This window comes from Staphylococcus sp. SA22 (assembly GCF_054165785.1).
Map to the genome: position 1 here is coordinate 42,996 of NZ_JBSZQY010000006.1, position 17,110 is coordinate 60,105.

The following is a 17,110-nucleotide window of genomic DNA, read 5'->3' on the forward strand; positions in this document are numbered from 1 at the left end:
TAAATATCCTCCTTATATACGTCGACTTAATTTAAAATGTTTGCTCAGTGACCTGTAACAATACCATCATAAATTATACACGACGACGTTTTGGTGGACGACAACCGTTATGAGGTACTGGAGTAACGTCTCTGATCGCAGTTACTTCTAAACCTGCAGATTGTAATGCACGAATAGCTGATTCACGACCTGGACCAGGTCCTTTAACTGTTACTTCAACTGTTTTTAAACCATGCTCCATAGCTGATTTAGATGCAGTTTCAGAAGCCATTTGTGCTGCAAATGGTGTTGATTTTTTAGATCCTTTGAATCCTAATGCACCAGCTGATGACCATGATAAAGCATTACCGAACTCATCAGTGATAGTTACAATAGTGTTGTTGAATGTTGAACGGATGTGTGCTACACCATTTTCAATATTCTTTTTCACTCTACGTTTACGAGATACTTGTTTACGTGCCATTTAAAATTTGCCTCCTTTACCTATTATTTTTTCTTGTTAGCTACCGTTTTAACTGGTCCTTTACGAGTACGCGCGTTGTTTTTCGTTTTTTGACCACGAACTGGTAAACCACGACGGTGACGGATACCACGGTATGATGAAATTTCCATTAAACGTTTGATATTTAAGTTAGTTTCACGACGTAAGTCACCTTCGACTTTATAACCGTCTACAACTTCACGGATGCGACCTAATTCGTCATCAGTTAAATCTTTCACACGAGTATCAGCTGATACGTTAGCTTCTTCAAGAATTTTTTGAGCAGTTGACGTACCGATACCGTATATATAAGTTAATGAGATAACTACGCGTTTTTCACGTGGAATATCTACTCCTGCAATACGTGCCATATTAATTTACACCTCTCTTTTATTAACCTTGTCTTTGTTTGTGTTTTGGATTTTCACAAATTACCATTACTTTACCTTTACGTTTAATGACTTTACATTTTTCGCAAATAGGTTTTACTGATGGTCTTACTTTCATTTTTATACCTCCCTATATTATGGAGTGACGATTATTTATAACGATAAGTAATTCTTCCGCGTGTTAAATCGTACGGAGACATCTCAACAGTTACTTTGTCGCCAGGTAGAATACGAATGTAATTCATTCTGATTTTACCACTTACGTGAGCTAAAATCTCATGACCATTTTCTAATTCTACTTTAAACATTGCGTTCGGTAAAGTATCTAATACAGTACCTTCTAATTCAATTACATCTTGTTTAGCCATTGATTAACTTCCCCCTTTTTGCAATAGTAAGGTAATCGTCAATAGACAACTTTATTGTTACGAATCTATCAGTGATTAATTTTATAAGTTAAACAAAAATTACGGGAATTAATTATCGTTAATTGCCACTCTCATCTATCTAATATGATTAAATCATGCCTCACTTAAAATAGACCGCTAAAAGTTGATCTATTACAAATGATCTAAAATATCAATGACATCTTTGGTAACGTCGCTAATATCTTTTGAACCATCAATATTTTTCAATACACCTTTTTGATCATAGAAATCTAAAATAGGCTTAGATTGTTTAATATTAACACTCAAACGATTAGCTACCGTTTCAGGATTATCATCTTCTCGTTGATACAATTTACCACCATCGATATCACAAATACCTTCGACCTTCGGAGGATTAAATACAAGATGATACGTTGTACCACATGACTCACAGATTCGACGACCTGTAAGACGGTTCATTAATTCTTCTTCCGGAACTTCGATATTGATGACAGCATCAATGTTTCTATCAAGCTCAGACATAATATTATTTAATGCCTCAGCTTGCTCGATTGTTCTTGGGAAGCCATCTAATAAAAAGCCTTTTTTTGCATCGTCTTCAGAAATTCTTTCCTTAACGATACCTACAGTCACTTCATCAGGAACTAATTCGCCACGGTCCATATAAGACTTAGCTTCTTTACCTAATTCAGTTTCTTCTTTTATAGCTTTTCTGAACATGTCACCAGTTGAAATGTGGGGTATTGGGAATTTCTTGACAATTTCACTTGCTTGAGTTCCTTTACCTGCGCCAGGTAAACCCATCAAAATGATATTCATAAGTGCCCTCCTAAAATTATCTACCACCAAAGCCTTTATATTCTTTTTGAGATACTTGAGCTTCTAAAGATTTCATTGTTTCAATCGCTACACCAATAACGATAAGTAAACTTGTACCACCAATCTGAATTGATTGTGGTAATCCCATAAACTTAGTTGCTAATATCGGTAGAATTGAAATAACGGCTAAGAAGATAGAACCTACAAAAGTTAAACGATATAAAACTTTAGTAATATACTTTTTGGTTTGTTCACCAGGTCTAATACCTGGAACATAGCTACCTTGTTTCTTAAGGTTATCAGCCATTTTTTCCGGATTAACTTGTACAAATGCATAGAAGTATGTGAATAGTATAATTAGTACAATATATACAACCATACCAACATTACTTGAAGGATTTGCAGCATTCGCAATGTTTTGTGCCCATTCTTTATCTGGATAGAACAACGTTAATGTTCTAGGCAGTAAGAAGAACGCCATTGCAAAGATTACAGGAATAACACCGGCTGAGTTCACTTTTAAAGGTAGATAAGTTGCCTGTGAACCTAATCTTTGAGCAGTTTGTTTCTTAGCATATTGAATCGGAATTTTACGAACGGCTTCAAGTACATAAATAGCACCTACAGTTAATAATATCAGTGACACTAAAAGTCCTAATACTTTCAACCATGCTAATGATGTATCTTCTTGCCCAACGAACGCAGTTTGTCCAAATTGAATTAGACTGGCTGGCAACGTTGATAAAATACCCGCAAATATGATAATAGAAATACCATTACCAACACCGAACTGAGTGATTTGATCACCAAGCCATATTAAGAAAGCAGTTCCTGCTGTCAAAACTAGTGCTATTAATAAATAACTCATAATTGACTGATTGATAATCAGCGCACCTTTGAGATAATTATTAAATTGGAATGCCATACCTATAGATTGGATAAATGCTAAAGAAATTGCTAAATAACGAGTAACGTTATTTAACTTTCTTCTACCTACTTCACCTTGTTTTGCCCATTCTGAGAATTTAGGGACAATATCCATTTGTAATAATTGCATTACGATTGATGCAGTGATGTAGGGTACAATACCCATTGCAAAAATAGAAAATCGTTTCAAGGCTCCGCCACCAAAAGTATTTAATAACTCAGTGGCACCTTGAGAACCTTGGGGATTATCAAAAGCTGCAGGATTAACTCCTGGAGCTGGTATATAAGTCCCTATTTTAAAAATTACTAACATTGCTAGTGTGAAGAAAATCTTGTTACGAACCTCTTTTGTTCTAAAGAAGTTCACAAGGGTTTGAATCATTAGATCACCTCGTGTGCTCCACCTTTAGCATCAATAGCTTCTGCTGCTGAAGCTGAGAATTTATGAGCTTTCACTGTCAATTTCTTATCAAGTGAACCATTACCTAGTATTTTGATACCAGATTTTTCATTCTTAACAACACCAGATTCTACTAATAAAGCTGGAGTTACTTCAGTACCATCTTCAAATTTATTAAGTTGGTCTAAGTTAACAATAGCATATTCTTTACGATTTATGTTAGTAAAACCACGTTTTGGTAAACGACGGAATAATGGTAATTGACCACCTTCGAATCCTGGTCTTACACCACCGCCTGAACGAGCTTTTTGACCTTTGTGTCCGCGACCACTTGTTTTACCGTTACCTGTCGCAACACCACGTCCAACACGATTGCGTTCTTTACGTGAACCTTCTGCCGGTTTTAACTCATGTAATTTCATTTCGGCACCTCCTTGATTATTTTTCTTCTACTGTTACTAAGTGCTTAACTTTGTTGATTTGCCCACGAATAGCAGGGTTATCTTCAACAACTACTGAACTGTTAGTCTTTTTAAGACCTAAAGCTTCAACAGTTTTACGTTGTGTTTCAGGACGACCAATAACACTACGAGTGAGGGTAATTTGTAATTTAGCCATAACTAGTTTTCCCTCCTTAATTGTATAATTCTTCTACTGTTTTGCCACGTAATTTCGCAACATCTTCAGCATTTTTAAGGTTTTGTAAACCATCGATTGTAGCACGAACCATGTTGATTGGTGTGTTTGATCCTAATGATTTACTTAAGATATCAGTGATACCTGCTAATTCAAGTACGGCACGAACAGGACCACCAGCGATAACTCCTGTACCAGGTGCAGCCGGTTTCATAAATACGCTTCCTGAACCGTAACGGCCAGTAATTGTGTGTGGAGTTGTACCTTCAACACGTGGAACAACTACTAAATCTTTTTTAGCTGCTTCAACAGCTTTTTTGATTGCTTCTGGTACCTCTTGAGCTTTACCAGTACCGAAACCTACACGACCATTTTTGTCTCCAACTACAACTAATGCAGTGAAACGGAAACGACGACCACCTTTTACAACTTTTGCTACACGGTTGATTGTAACAACGCGTTCTTCAAATTCTTTCGTCTCTTCTTCTCTACGAGCCATGTATTTGTCCCTCCTTTAAATTAAAATTCTAATCCGCTTTCTCTTGCTGCTTCAGCTAATGCTTTAACACGTCCGTGATATAAATATCCTCCACGGTCAAATACGATTTCTTTAATGCCTTTGTCAGCAGCTTTTTTAGCAATTGCTTCACCGACTTTAGTTGCTAATTCAACTTTAGTTGCTGTAGTAGCAATGTCGCTGTCTTTTGAAGAAGCTTGAGCTAATGTTACGCCTTTATTATCATCAATAATTTGAGCGTAGATATGTTTGTTTGAACGATATACGTTTAAACGTGGCTTTTCAGCTGTACCTGATAAGTTAGTACGAACACGAGCATGTCTTTTTAAACGCACTTTATTTTTATCAATTTTACTGATCATTTCAATACTCCTTTCTTTAGAGTTTATCTATTATTTACCAGTTTTACCTTCTTTACGGCGAACGTATTCACCTTGGTAACGAATACCTTTACCTTTGTAAGGCTCTGGAGGTCTTACTGAACGGATGTTAGATGCTAATGCTCCAACTTGTTCTTTTGAAATACCTTCAACTTTAACGACTGTGTTTTTCTCAACTGAGAAAGTAATGTTTTCTTCAGCTTTAATTTCTACTGGGTGAGAATAACCAACGTTAAGGATTAAGTCTTTACCTTGCATTTGAGCACGGTAACCTACACCAACAAGTTCAAGTACTTTTACGTATCCTTGAGAAACACCTTGTACCATATTGTTTAATAAAGCACGAGTTGTACCATGGTTTGTTCTATCTTCTTTAGAATCAGATGGTCTTACAACTTCAATTGTGTTTTCTTCTTGTTTGAATGTCATTCTTTCATTTAAAGTTCTTGATAATTCACCTTTAGGACCTTTAACAGTTACATGATTTCCATCAAAAGTTACTGTTACGTCACTAGGGATGTCAATAATTTTCTTACCAACACGACTCATGTTATGGCACCTCCTTATTTTTTATTACCAAACGTATGCGATAATTTCTCCGCCAACATTACGTTTTCTTGCTTCTTTGTCAGTAATTACACCTTCAGAAGTTGATACTAATGCAATACCTAAACCATTTAATACTTTAGGCATTTCGCTAGCTTTTGCATAAACACGTAAACCTGGTTTTGAAATACGTTTTAATCCTGTGATAACACGCTCATCGTTTTGACCATATTTTAAGAATAAACGAAGTACACCTTGTTTATCATCTTCTACGTATTCAACATTTTTAATGAAACCTTCACTCTTTAAGATTTCAGCAATTTCTTTTTTAATATTTGATGCAGGTAATTCTAACTTCTCGTGACGCACCATGTTTGCGTTTCTTACACGAGTAAGCATATCTGCGATTGGATCTGTCATTGTCATTGATTGTTGCCTCCTTTCAGACTCTTTTTTATTACCAGCTAGCTTTACGAACGCCAGGGATTTGGCCTTTGTAAGCTAATTCACGGAAACAAATACGGCATAATTTAAATTTACGATATACAGAATGTGGACGGCCACAACGTTCACAACGAGTGTATTCACGAACTGCATATTTTTGTTTTTTTTGTTGCTTAGCAACCATTGAAGTTTTAGCCACTTAATTAGCCTCCTTTAAATAATTATTTACGGAATGGCATACCGAAGTTAGCTAACAATTCACGAGCTTCTTCATCAGTGTTAGCAGTCGTTACGATAACAATATCCATTCCTCTAACTTTACTTACTTTATCATAGTCGATTTCTGGGAAAATTAATTGTTCTTTAACACCTAAAGTGTAGTTACCGCGTCCGTCAAATGCTTTTTTAGAAACACCTTGGAAGTCACGTACACGTGGTAATGATACTGAAATTAATTTGTCTAAGAATTCATACATTCTTTCACCGCGAAGTGTTACTTTCGCACCGATTGGCATACCTTCACGTAAACGGAAAGTCGCGATTGATTTTTTAGCTTTAGTTACTAATGGTTTTTGACCAGTGATCAATTCTAATTCTTCAACAGCATTGTCTAATACTTTAGAATTTTGTACTGCGTCACCTACACCCATGTTCACAACGATTTTATCTATTTTTGGTACTTCCATTACTGAACTATAATTGAATTTTTTCATTAAGTTTTCAGTAACTTCAGTGTTAAACTTTTCTTTTAAACGGTTCAAAGTGGGATCCTCCTTTCAACTTGTTATTAATTATTAGATTTAATTTCTTCGCCAGATTTTTTAGCGATACGAACTTTTTTACCATCAACAAATTTGTAACCTACACGAGTTGGTTCGTTTGTTTTAGGGTCCAATAATTGTACATTAGAAACATGGATTGCTGCCTCTGTTTCTAAGATTCCACCTTCAGGATTTAATTGAGTTGGTTTTTGGTGTTTTTTCATAATGTTAACACCTTCCACAACGACACGGTCTTTTTTAGGTAGAGTAGCGATTACTTTACCTTCTTTACCTTTGTCTTTACCTGCGATAACTTTAACGTTGTCACCTTTTTTGATATGCATGTGGGCACCTCCTTATTTGTATTGGTTGTTATTAATTAAAGTACTTCTGGTGCTAATGATACGATTTTCATGAAGTTACCTTCACGTAATTCACGAGCAACAGGTCCGAAGATACGAGTACCACGTGGGCCTTTGTCATCACGGATGATAACACATGCATTTTCATCAAATTTGATGTATGAACCGTCATTACGACGAACACCTGACTTAGTACGTACGATTACAGCTTTGACAACGTCACCTTTTTTAACAACGCCACCTGGTGTTGCATTTTTAACAGTACATACGATAACATCGCCGATGTTTGCTGTTTTACGACCAGATCCACCTAATACTTTGATTGTAAGAACTTCACGAGCACCAGAGTTGTCTGCTACTTTCAAGCGTGTTTCTTGTTGGATCATTAGTTAAACCTCCCTTATCTCTATACTTGTATTAAATAATTACTGACTCTTCAACAATCTCTACTAAACGAAAACGTTTTGTTGCTGATAAAGGACGAGTTTCTTGAATTTTAACAATGTCTCCTAATTTAGCTGAATTGTTTTCATCATGAGTTTTGTATTTTTTAGAGTATTTTACTCGTTTACCGTATAATTTGTGTGTTTTGTAAGTTTCAACAAGTACTGTAATAGTCTTGTCCATTTTGTCTGAAACAACTTTACCTACATAAACTTTACGATCGTTTCTTTCGCTCACTTTTGTAACCTCCTCTTACTTAATTATTGATTAGCCTTACTTTGTTCAATTTCTCTTTCACGAGCAACAGTTTTTAGACGTGCAATCGTTTTTCTTACTGTACGAATACGTGCAGTTTCTTCTAATTGACCTGTAGCTAACTGAAAGCGTAGGTTAAAAAGCTCTTCTTTTGAAGATTTGATTTGTTCTTCGATTTCTGAAGTGGTTAAGTCTCTAATTTCCTTAGCTTTCATTTGTTTCACCACCCAATTCCTCACGTTTTACAAACTTAGTTTTTACTGGAAGTTTGTGACTTGCTAAACGTAGTGCTTCACGCGCAACTTCTTCAGAAACGCCAGCAACTTCGAATAAAATTCTACCTGGTTTTACAACTGCGATCCAGCCTTCAACCGCACCTTTACCAGCACCCATACGTACTTCTAAAGGTTTTTTAGTATATGGTGTATGTGGGAAGATTTTAATCCAAACTTTCCCGCCACGTTTCATGTAACGTGTCATTGCTATACGAGCAGATTCGATTTGACGAGATGTGATCCAAGACGTTGTTGTAGCTTGTAAACCAAACTCACCAAATGTTACGTAGTTACCGCCTTTAGAACGACCAGTTGTTTTAGGACGATGTTGACGACGATATTTTACACGTTTTGGTAGTAACATTATTATTTTCCTCCTCCACTAGTGTTCTTAGTAGGAAGAACTTCTCCACGATAGATCCATACTTTAACGCCTAATTTACCGTAAGTAGTGTCAGCTTCAGCGTGTGCATAATCGATGTCAGCACGTAACGTATGAAGTGGAACAGTTCCTTCTGAATATTGTTCAGCACGAGCGATGTCAGCTCCGCCTAAACGACCAGATACTTGAGTTTTGATACCTTTAGCACCAAGTTTCATAGCTCTAGTGATTGCTTGTTTTTGTACACGACGGAATGAAGCACGGTTTTCTAATTGACGTGCGATGTTTTCAGCTACTAAACGAGCGTCAAGATCAACTTTTTTGATTTCAATTACGTTGATGTGTACTTTTTTATCAGTTAACGCATTTAATTTGTTGCGTAATTTTTCGATTTCTGAACCGCCTTTACCAATTACCATACCAGGTTTACCAGTATGAATTGCAATGTTGATACGGTTTGCAGCACGTTCAATCTCTACGTGAGAAACTGATGCTTCTTTTAATTCATTATCAATAAATTTACGGATTTTTAAATCTTCGTGTAAAAGTGAAGCGAAGTCTTTTTCAGCATACCATTTAGCTTCCCAATCACGGATAATACCAACACGAAGTCCGATTGGATTAATTTTTTGACCCACAGTATTCCCTCCTTAAAAGTTAATTAAGCTTCTTTAGCTTCTTCTTTACCGTCACTTACGACGATTGTAATGTGGCTTGTACGTTTGTTAATCGCACTTGCACGACCTTGCGCACGTGGACGGAAACGTTTTAATGTTGGTCCTTCGTTAGCATATGCTTCTTTAACTACTAATTCATCTGTGTTCATGTCATAGTTATGTTCAGCATTAGCTAAAGCGGACATTAATACTTTTTCAATTACTGGTGATGAAGCTTTGTTTGTTAATTTTAAAATTGCAATAGCTTCAGCAGCATTTTTACCTCTGATTAAGTCAAGAACTAGTCTTACTTTACGAGGTGCGATTCTTATTGTTCTAGCAACCGCTTTTGCTTCCATTAGGATGTCCTCCTCTACTTAATAGATATTATCTTCTTGTTTTCTTGTCGTCTGCAACGTGTCCTTTGAATGTACGAGTAGGAGCAAACTCACCTAATTTATGACCTACCATATCTTCAGTTACATATACAGGTACGTGTTTACGTCCGTCGTATACTGCAAAAGTATGTCCGATGAAATTAGGGAAAATTGTAGAACGACGTGACCATGTTTTGATTACTTGTTTCTTTTCGCTTCCTTCTTGAGCTTCAACTTTTTTCATTAAATGCTCATCGACGAAAGGTCCTTTTTTAATACTACGAGCCATTTGGGCGCCTCCCTTCTTATTATGTGCGTGCAGCTTTAAGCCGCACACCCAAATAAGTTGATTATATTATTTTTTCTTACGTCCACGAACGATAAGTTTGTCTGATGATTTTTTACCACGACGAGTTTTCTTACCAAGCGTAGGTTTACCCCATGGTGACATTGGAGATGGTCTACCGATAGGAGCACGACCTTCACCACCACCGTGTGGGTGATCGTTAGGGTTCATTACAGAACCACGAACTGTTGGACGGATACCTTTCCATCTTGAACGTCCGGCTTTACCAACGTTAACTAATTCGTGTTGTAGGTTACCAACTTGACCGATTGTAGCACGGCAAGTAGATAAGATCATACGAACTTCACCAGATCTTAATCTGATTAATACGTATTTACCTTCTTTACCAAGTACTTGAGCACTTGCACCAGCTGAACGAGCGATTTGTCCACCTTTACCAGGTTTAAGCTCGATGTTGTGTACTACTGTACCAACTGGAATGTTTTGTAATGGTAATGCGTTACCAACTTTGATGTCAGCTTCAGCACCACTTTCAACGATTTGACCTACTTCTAATCCTTTAGGAGCAATGATATATCGTTTTTCACCGTCTGCATATACAACTAAAGCAATGTTTGCTGAGCGGTTTGGATCATATTGAATAGAATCAACTTTTGCATTGATACCATCTTTGTTACGTTTGAAATCGATAACACGGTATTGACGTTTGTGTCCACCACCATGGTGTCTTACAGTCAATTTACCTTGGTTGTTACGTCCCGCTTTTTTCGGTAGCGGTTTTAATAATGACTTTTCAGGTGTAGTTTTCGTGATTTCTGCGAAATCTAACGAAGTCATATTACGACGACCATTTGTTATTGGCTTATACTTTTTAATAGCCATTGTCGCTTACCTCCTTAATGGTAATTGTTTTATTAGTTAAATAAGTCGATTGATCCTTCTTTAAGAGTTACAATCGCTTTTCTTCTTTTGTTTGTATAGCCTTGGTAACGGCCCATACGTTTTTTCTTAGGTTTGTAATTCATGATATTAACACTTGCAACTTTTACGTTGAAGATTTCTTCAACTGCCATTTTTACTTGTGTTTTGTTAACACGAGTATCAACGTCGAAAGTGTATTTGTCTTCAGCCATTGCTTCAGAAGATTTCTCAGTGATTACGGGGCGCTTAAGAATATCTCTTGCTTCCATTATCCGAGCACCTCCTCAACTTTTTTAGCAGCAGCTTCAGTAATTACTAAGCTGTCAGCATTAGTGATATCTAAAACATTTAAACCTTGAGCAGTTGTCACTTGAACGCCAGGGATGTTGCGTGCTGATAATTCAACATTTACATCTTCGTTTTCAGTAACTACTAATACTTTTTTAGGTTGTTCTAATGTAGATAATACATTTTTGAATTCTTTAGTTTTTGGAGCTTCGAAGTTGAATGCGTCAACTACAGTTAAGCCATTCTCTTGAGCTTTGAAAGATAATGCTGAGCGTAAAGCTAAACGACGCATTTTCTTAGGCATTTTGTATGCATAACTTCTTGGAGTTGGTCCGAATACGATACCACCGCCACGCCATTGTGGAGCACGGATTGTACCTTGACGAGCACGACCTGTTCCTTTTTGCTTCCATGGTTTACGTCCGCCACCGCTTACTGCTGAACGATTCTTAACAGCATGCGTACCTTGACGTAATGAAGCACGTTGTAAATTAATAGCTTCGAATAAAACGCTATTATTTGGCTCAATACCGAATACTGCATCGCTTAATTCGATTGAACCTGATTTAGTTCCGTCTAATTTTAAAACATCATAATTAGCCATTATGCATTTCCTCCTTTCACTTCTTATTATTTATTACCTTTTTTAATTGAAGTTCTGATTTCTACTAAACCTTTTTTAGGTCCAGGTACGTTACCTTTTACTAAGATAACTTTGTTTTCTGTGTCAACTTGAACTACTTCTAAGTTTTGTACAGTTACAGTGTTTCCACCCATGCGTCCTGGCATTTTTTGGCCTTTGAATACTCTAGAAGCATCTGAAGCCATACCTACAGAACCTGGTGCTCTGTGGAAATGAGAACCGTGTGACATAGGTCCACGAGATTGTCCGTGGCGTTTAATTGCACCTTGGAAACCTTTACCTTTTGATACGCCTGTTACGTCAATAACGTCGCCAGCTACAAAAGTATCTACTGAGACTTCTTGACCTACTTCGTAAGCATCCACGTCTACATTGCGGAATTCACGAATGAAGCGCTTAGGTGCTGCGTCAGCTTTTTTAGCGTGACCTTCAGCTGGTTTATTAGCATATTTATTAGATTTTGCATCTTTTTTGTATGCTTTTTTGTCTTCAAATCCAACTTGGATTGCGTTGTATCCATCAACTTCTACAGTTTTCTTTTGTAATACAACATTTTCTTTAGCTTCTACTACTGTTACAGGGATTAATTCACCGTTTTCTCCGAATACTTGTGTCATCCCAATTTTTCTTCCTAAGATTCCTTTGGTCATCGAAAGTCCACCTCCTAAAATTGTCTATTATAATTTGATTTCGATGTCTACACCAGATGGTAAGTTTAAGCCCATTAAAGCGTCAACTGTTTTTGGTGTTGGGTTTACAATATCGATTAAACGTTTATGTGTACGTTGTTCGAATTGTTCACGTGAATCTTTATACTTATGCACGGCACGGATGATTGTGTATACTGATTTCTCAGTTGGTAACGGAATTGGTCCAGAAACATCTGCACCAGAACGTTTCGCTGTTTCTACAATCTTCTCTGCTGATTGATCAATCACGCGGTGATCATAAGCTTTTAATCTGATTCTGATTTTTTGTTTTGCCATAATTTTCCCTCCTTATTCGTCTACATTTAGTGATAGACTTCTCCACGAAAACTATCTTACACAGCGCCATGGCAAAGCGGCCGGGTGTGTCAGTAACCTTTCGCTTCATCGCTTTTCTTAAAGTCCAACGTTAGTTATATTACACGAAAAACATCGATAAATCAAGGCTTTTCACATAATTTTTCTATCTGTCTAACACATACTTTTATATTTTACTTTATATACTTAGTCAGTTCAACTATTTTCGAGATATTTTTTATTTCCTTCTTTATTGTAAATTCGTACCTTGAATCATTTTATTATTATCATTGAAAATTATTCTATATAATTAGTCATAAGAACGGTGGTGAATGAATATGAAAAATGGACCAAAATTATCTTTAGCACTTATAGGTATCTTTTTAATACTTTGTGAGTTTTTCTATGGCATTCCTTTTTTAGGTGCAACGTTTATTTTAAGTTTTGGATGGCAGCCTTTACTCTTTAATGCATTACTTTATCTAATTCTTACTATTATTTTATTAGTGAATAGACAAAATGCGATTAGACCTATAGCGATTATTCCAATATTTGGTATAGTAGGTAGTTTTTTAGCTATTATCCCCTTCTTAGGAATTTTGATTCATTGGATTTTATTTTTCCTAATGATTCTATTTGTCCTAGTTGTATTATCAGCGCCAACCTATATACCTAATAAAAATGCTCGTGTCATTTACACACAATACAAAGATGGACATAGAGAATAATTCTTAAAACCTTTTTAATTAGGTATATATAATATAGAAGAAACACGTTCAACAATTTTAAAAGAAGTATATTTATATCGGATATTTAAAGACATTCATAATATCGCTTTATGTTATTTCGCTTCTTATTTTATCCTTACTTCAAAGAAAAAAACGACTACCAATCATTGGCAGTCGTTTTTTGTGTCTGGATTTAACCATGAACAAATATGAAGTACAGAATGAATAGTACCATTAATACATACATTATCGGATGTACTTCTTTATGTTTTTTAGAAATAAGCATTGTAATTGGATAGAAAATAAATCCACACGCAATACCAGTTGCAATTGAATATGATAAAGGCATCATAATGATTGTAATGAATGCTGGTACTGCAACTTCAAAACTTTTCCAGTTTATCTCAGCAAAGTTTGCAGCCATTAATACACCTACCACCACTAAAGCTGGTGTTGTAACTGCACTTGTTACAACAGCGATTAACGGACTAAAGAATAGCGCTAATAGGAAACAACAACCTGTTACGATACTAGCAAATCCTGTTCTAGCACCTACAGCAACACCTGAAGTTGATTCGATATAAGAAGTTGTTGTAGTTGTTCCAAAAACTGACCCTACAATTGTAGCTAAAGAATCTGAGAACAATGCTCTACCAGCTCTTGGTAATTTATTATCTTTCATAATACCTGCTTGAGTAGCAACGGCTACTAATGTACCAGCTGTATCAAAGAAATCAATAAATAAGAACGTTAAAATAACAATTAAGAACTGTATCGTTAATAATTGACTTGGGTCTTTAAACGCTTCAAATGCAGCACCGAACGTTGGTTCAATACTTGGAATCTTACCTACAATACCAGTTGGCATTTGAATCAATCCAGTGAACATACCAACGATTGCTGTGATGATCATACCGATAAAGATAGAACCCGGCAATTTAATTGCATATAAAATAACTGTAATAACGATACCGAATATCGCTAAAAGTACTGGTGGATCAGTTAAATGTCCCAATGTTACTAATGTAGATTCATTTTTAACTATAATACCCGAACTTTGTAAACCTACAAATGTAATAAATAATCCTATACCTGCTGAAACAGCCATCTTCATTTGATAAGGAATTGCATTAATAATAACTTCCCTAAACCCTGTGACGGTTAATATCGCAAAGAATATACCTGAGAATAAAACACCTGTTAAACCAACTTGCCAAGGAATACCCATGGTTAACACAACAGTAAATGCAAAGAATGCATTTAATCCCATACCTGGTGCTAACGCAATTGGATATTTAGCTATTAGCCCCATGAATAGCGAGCCTACAAATGCTGCTAATGCAGTCGCTACAAAAATGGCACCTTGGTCCATTTTCATATCTTCTGATACGCCTTTAACACCTGCTAAACTTAAAACTTGCGGGTTAACTGCTAAAATATAGGCCATAGATAAGAAAGTTGTGATACCGCCTAAGATTTCTCTTTTAAAGTTTGTTCCATATTTATCGAACTGGAAATAGTTTTTCACGAATGGATGCTCCTTTTTTTAAAATACCTTAATAGTTTAATATCATTCTTAATAAAAAACAATACCAAAAGCGAACTTTTCGATTTTCTGATTCAACTTTGTTCGATTTTATCTATAAATTCAAGTTCTTTAATGCATCTTTAAACGGATTATTGTCTAAACCTTCATTTTTATTCATATACTTTTTCATTTCTTTACGAGATACTTTACCAGAGGATTTAGACTTCATACGCTGATCCATATGTGCTTGCGTTTCAGAATGTCCACAAACACAACGATATACCGCTTCTTTCCCTTTACCAAACAACGTTAATTTCTTTTTACAGTTTGGACATCTTGCATTTGTTTTGCGCTGTACATTCTTTTTCGTCTTACAAGATGGATCTTGGCACACAAGCATCTGACCATTTTTAGTTTTAACTTTAATCATGAATTTACCACACGTTGGGCATTCAGTGGTTGTTAAATTATCGTGTTTATATTTACGATCACTATTTTTAATCCCATTTACAACATCTTTCGTAAAATCTTTCATTTCATTAATGAATGTTTTCGCCTGATATTTACCACGTTCAATTAAAAGTAGTTTTTCTTCCCATTGTGCAGTTAAAAGTGGCGACGTTAATTCTTCTGGTGCTAATTCTAATATTTGTTTACCTTTTGACGTTACTTTAATTTTACCGTCTCTTGATTCAATAGCATTCATATTAAATAATTTATCGATAATGTCGGCCCTTGTTGCAACTGTGCCGATACCACCTGTTTGTTTTAAAGTTTGCGCATATTTTTTATCCTTCAATTGAATAAAGTTCTGAGGGTTCTCCATCGCTTTTAATAACGAACCTTCATTAAAATATTCTGGAGGTGTTGTTTCGTGTTCTCTAATGTTTGTTTTTAAAATCTTCACTTCATCGCCTTCTGAAAAAGGCTGTTGCATCTCTGTAATAGATTCACCTTGTCTAATAGATTTAAAGCCTAATACAGTTGCTACATTCTCTTTCAAAACAAATGTGTGCCCTGCAACCTCTAAAGTTACAGTTATCGCGTCATACTCGTGCGGAGGCATTAAAGCTTCTAAAAAACGCTCGACAATCATATCGTATAACTTTAATTCTCTATTACTTAAGTCTGACATGACAGGTCTCACTTCTGTAGGAATAATTGCATGGTGATCAGATACTTTTTGATTATTAAATATCGACATTTTTGATGAAAATGTTTTAGAGATTAATGGGCGTGCTTGGTCTTTATATGTTGTTGCCATCGTCGCCTGAATACGTTCTTTCATAGTATCTACCATATCGGTTGTTAAATAGTTTGAATCTGCTCTTGGATAGGTTACGACTTTATGTCTCTCATATAAACTTTGAAGTGTATTCAATGTTTCTTTAGGTCCAATTTTATAACGTCTATACATATCTTGTTGTAAATCTGTTAAATTGTACAGTGATTGCGGATACGACTTCTTATGTTTAGTAGCAACAGATTTAATCTTACCATCGACATTTTTCAAATTATTAACTATCTGTTCTAAAGTTTCTTTATTGGTATATCGCTGATTTGATTCTAGCTGAAAATCAAACCCTTTTACCGTTAATGATAATGTATAGTATTGTTGTGGTTTGAACTGATTAATCTCTTGTTGTCGTGTATTTACTAATTGAATCGTTGGTGTCTGAACACGTCCCAGGGATAGCTGTGCATCATACTTTGTTGTTAGTGCACGCGTTGCATTAATCCCAACAATCCAATCTGCCTCACTTCTCGCTAACGCTGCATAATACAAATCGTTATATTGACGACCGTCTTTTAAATTTTTAAACCCTTGTTGAATAGCTTTTTTAGTAACTGAGCTAATCCATAATCGACGGAGTGGCTTTTTGTTACCAACTTTATCCAAAATCAATCTTGCAACTAGTTCACCTTCTCGTCCAGCATCTGTCGCAATAATAATATCTTTCACTTTATTATCTAAAATTAACGCTTTTACTGTTTTAAATTGTTTGCTTGTTTTACCAATAACAACAGTTTTCATATATTTAGGTATAATTGGAAGGTCTTCTAATCGCCATTCCTTTAAATTTTTATCGTATTGTTCAGGTGTCGCATTTGTCACTAGATGACCTAACGCCCACGTGACAATATATTGGTTGTTTTCAAAGTAACCATTACGCTTTTGATTTATTTGTAAAGCATCAGCAATATCTCTTGCGACTGATGGTTTTTCAGCTAATATTAAAGATTTCATAAA

At 35.7% G+C, this 17,110-nt stretch carries 30 protein-coding genes; 1 reads left to right on the forward strand and 29 read right to left on the reverse strand.

Annotated elements, in window-relative coordinates:
* Positions 1-73: 73 nt before the first annotated feature.
* From rpsK to rpsJ, 27 genes are all read right to left on the reverse strand, one after another.
* Positions 74-463, reverse strand: a complete 390-nt coding sequence (gene rpsK, locus ACXQH5_RS06945; protein WP_000101625.1) for a 30S ribosomal protein S11 — start codon at positions 461-463, stop codon at positions 74-76.
* Between the two features lie 23 nt (positions 464-486).
* Complete coding sequence (gene rpsM, locus ACXQH5_RS06950) at positions 487-852, reverse strand: 30S ribosomal protein S13 (RefSeq protein ID WP_000090796.1); 366 nt, start codon at positions 850-852, stop codon at positions 487-489.
* A 22-nt stretch (positions 853-874) separates the two neighbouring features.
* Positions 875-988, reverse strand: coding sequence for a 50S ribosomal protein L36 (gene rpmJ / locus ACXQH5_RS06955; RefSeq protein WP_000868342.1), 114 nt, complete (start codon positions 986-988; stop codon positions 875-877).
* A 31-nt stretch (positions 989-1,019) separates the two neighbouring features.
* Positions 1,020-1,238, reverse strand: coding sequence for a translation initiation factor IF-1 (gene infA, locus ACXQH5_RS06960; RefSeq protein WP_001118443.1), 219 nt, complete (start codon positions 1,236-1,238; stop codon positions 1,020-1,022).
* A 192-nt stretch (positions 1,239-1,430) separates the two neighbouring features.
* A complete protein-coding gene (locus ACXQH5_RS06965; RefSeq protein WP_001021468.1) occupies positions 1,431-2,078 on the reverse strand; it encodes an adenylate kinase in 648 nt (215 codons plus the stop codon).
* 16 nt (positions 2,079-2,094) lie between these two features.
* Positions 2,095-3,387, reverse strand: coding sequence for a preprotein translocase subunit SecY (gene secY / locus ACXQH5_RS06970; protein ID WP_000616784.1), 1,293 nt, complete (start codon positions 3,385-3,387; stop codon positions 2,095-2,097).
* The gene (gene rplO / locus ACXQH5_RS06975) at positions 3,387-3,827 is read right to left on the reverse strand and encodes a 50S ribosomal protein L15 (protein WP_000766074.1); all 441 of its coding nucleotides are present in this window, start codon (positions 3,825-3,827) and stop codon (positions 3,387-3,389) included. Before rplO ends, secY begins: the two co-directional genes overlap by 1 nt.
* 16 nt (positions 3,828-3,843) lie before the next feature.
* The gene (gene rpmD / locus ACXQH5_RS06980; protein ID WP_001096577.1) at positions 3,844-4,023 is read right to left on the reverse strand and encodes a 50S ribosomal protein L30; all 180 of its coding nucleotides are present in this window, start codon (positions 4,021-4,023) and stop codon (positions 3,844-3,846) included.
* 16 nt (positions 4,024-4,039) lie between these two features.
* Entirely contained in the window at positions 4,040-4,540 is a 501-nt protein-coding gene (gene rpsE, locus ACXQH5_RS06985; protein WP_000113851.1) for a 30S ribosomal protein S5, read from the reverse strand.
* A gap of 20 nt (positions 4,541-4,560) precedes the next feature.
* Positions 4,561-4,920: a 50S ribosomal protein L18 gene (gene rplR / locus ACXQH5_RS06990; protein WP_000623881.1), complete on the reverse strand. Its 360-nt coding sequence runs from the start codon at positions 4,918-4,920 to the stop codon at positions 4,561-4,563.
* Between the two features lie 30 nt (positions 4,921-4,950).
* A complete protein-coding gene (rplF, locus tag ACXQH5_RS06995) occupies positions 4,951-5,487 on the reverse strand; it encodes a 50S ribosomal protein L6 (protein ID WP_000091975.1) in 537 nt (178 codons plus the stop codon).
* Between the two features lie 24 nt (positions 5,488-5,511).
* Positions 5,512-5,910, reverse strand: a complete 399-nt coding sequence (gene rpsH / locus ACXQH5_RS07000; RefSeq protein ID WP_000178881.1) for a 30S ribosomal protein S8 — start codon at positions 5,908-5,910, stop codon at positions 5,512-5,514.
* Between the two features lie 31 nt (positions 5,911-5,941).
* The gene (locus tag ACXQH5_RS07005; RefSeq protein ID WP_001140799.1) at positions 5,942-6,127 is read right to left on the reverse strand and encodes a type Z 30S ribosomal protein S14; all 186 of its coding nucleotides are present in this window, start codon (positions 6,125-6,127) and stop codon (positions 5,942-5,944) included.
* Between the two features lie 22 nt (positions 6,128-6,149).
* Positions 6,150-6,689 carry a 50S ribosomal protein L5 gene (rplE, locus tag ACXQH5_RS07010; RefSeq protein WP_001080824.1) on the reverse strand — a complete coding sequence of 180 codons (540 nt, stop codon included), beginning with the start codon at positions 6,687-6,689 and terminating at the stop codon, positions 6,150-6,152.
* 26 nt (positions 6,690-6,715) lie between these two features.
* A complete protein-coding gene (gene rplX, locus ACXQH5_RS07015; protein ID WP_000547687.1) occupies positions 6,716-7,033 on the reverse strand; it encodes a 50S ribosomal protein L24 in 318 nt (105 codons plus the stop codon).
* Positions 7,034-7,068: 35 nt separating this feature from the next.
* On the reverse strand, positions 7,069-7,437 hold the full coding sequence (gene rplN, locus ACXQH5_RS07020) for a 50S ribosomal protein L14 (protein WP_000615921.1): 369 nt from the start codon (positions 7,435-7,437) through the stop codon (positions 7,069-7,071).
* A gap of 31 nt (positions 7,438-7,468) precedes the next feature.
* Positions 7,469-7,732 (reverse strand): 30S ribosomal protein S17, encoded by a 264-nt coding sequence (gene rpsQ / locus ACXQH5_RS07025; protein ID WP_000004086.1) that lies wholly within the window; start codon positions 7,730-7,732, stop codon positions 7,469-7,471.
* Between the two features lie 23 nt (positions 7,733-7,755).
* Positions 7,756-7,965, reverse strand: a complete 210-nt coding sequence (gene rpmC / locus ACXQH5_RS07030) for a 50S ribosomal protein L29 (protein WP_000644737.1) — start codon at positions 7,963-7,965, stop codon at positions 7,756-7,758.
* Positions 7,955-8,389 (reverse strand): 50S ribosomal protein L16, encoded by a 435-nt coding sequence (gene rplP / locus ACXQH5_RS07035; protein WP_000926310.1) that lies wholly within the window; start codon positions 8,387-8,389, stop codon positions 7,955-7,957. The genes rpmC and rplP overlap by 11 nt, the downstream gene beginning before the upstream one ends.
* Positions 8,390-8,391: 2 nt before the next feature.
* On the reverse strand, positions 8,392-9,045 hold the full coding sequence (gene rpsC, locus ACXQH5_RS07040) for a 30S ribosomal protein S3 (RefSeq protein ID WP_000529877.1): 654 nt from the start codon (positions 9,043-9,045) through the stop codon (positions 8,392-8,394).
* A 23-nt stretch (positions 9,046-9,068) separates the two neighbouring features.
* Positions 9,069-9,422: a 50S ribosomal protein L22 gene (rplV, locus tag ACXQH5_RS07045; protein ID WP_000387527.1), complete on the reverse strand. Its 354-nt coding sequence runs from the start codon at positions 9,420-9,422 to the stop codon at positions 9,069-9,071.
* A gap of 28 nt (positions 9,423-9,450) precedes the next feature.
* The gene (gene rpsS / locus ACXQH5_RS07050) at positions 9,451-9,729 is read right to left on the reverse strand and encodes a 30S ribosomal protein S19 (protein WP_000124353.1); all 279 of its coding nucleotides are present in this window, start codon (positions 9,727-9,729) and stop codon (positions 9,451-9,453) included.
* 66 nt (positions 9,730-9,795) lie between these two features.
* Positions 9,796-10,629 (reverse strand): 50S ribosomal protein L2, encoded by an 834-nt coding sequence (gene rplB, locus ACXQH5_RS07055; RefSeq protein ID WP_000985472.1) that lies wholly within the window; start codon positions 10,627-10,629, stop codon positions 9,796-9,798.
* 32 nt (positions 10,630-10,661) lie between these two features.
* Complete coding sequence (gene rplW / locus ACXQH5_RS07060; RefSeq protein ID WP_000388082.1) at positions 10,662-10,937, reverse strand: 50S ribosomal protein L23; 276 nt, start codon at positions 10,935-10,937, stop codon at positions 10,662-10,664.
* Positions 10,937-11,560 (reverse strand): 50S ribosomal protein L4, encoded by a 624-nt coding sequence (gene rplD / locus ACXQH5_RS07065; RefSeq protein ID WP_000024827.1) that lies wholly within the window; start codon positions 11,558-11,560, stop codon positions 10,937-10,939. The genes rplW and rplD overlap by 1 nt, the downstream gene beginning before the upstream one ends.
* 26 nt (positions 11,561-11,586) lie before the next feature.
* Positions 11,587-12,249, reverse strand: a complete 663-nt coding sequence (gene rplC, locus ACXQH5_RS07070; protein WP_000160212.1) for a 50S ribosomal protein L3 — start codon at positions 12,247-12,249, stop codon at positions 11,587-11,589.
* A 27-nt stretch (positions 12,250-12,276) separates the two neighbouring features.
* Positions 12,277-12,585, reverse strand: a complete 309-nt coding sequence (gene rpsJ / locus ACXQH5_RS07075; RefSeq protein ID WP_001118667.1) for a 30S ribosomal protein S10 — start codon at positions 12,583-12,585, stop codon at positions 12,277-12,279.
* 356 nt (positions 12,586-12,941) lie between these two features.
* Between rpsJ and ACXQH5_RS07080 the strand changes: the two genes are divergently transcribed.
* Entirely contained in the window at positions 12,942-13,331 is a 390-nt protein-coding gene (locus ACXQH5_RS07080; protein ID WP_000788443.1) for a hypothetical protein, read from the forward strand.
* Positions 13,332-13,524: 193 nt separating this feature from the next.
* Here the strand turns inward: ACXQH5_RS07080 and stgP are convergent, their stop codons facing one another.
* Both stgP and ACXQH5_RS07090 read right to left on the reverse strand, forming a co-directional pair.
* The gene (gene stgP, locus ACXQH5_RS07085; protein WP_000800703.1) at positions 13,525-14,859 is read right to left on the reverse strand and encodes a 6-thioguanine permease StgP; all 1,335 of its coding nucleotides are present in this window, start codon (positions 14,857-14,859) and stop codon (positions 13,525-13,527) included.
* Between the two features lie 112 nt (positions 14,860-14,971).
* Positions 14,972-17,107 carry a DNA topoisomerase III gene (locus ACXQH5_RS07090; RefSeq protein WP_000838493.1) on the reverse strand — a complete coding sequence of 712 codons (2,136 nt, stop codon included), beginning with the start codon at positions 17,105-17,107 and terminating at the stop codon, positions 14,972-14,974.
* Positions 17,108-17,110: the final 3 nt, after the last annotated feature.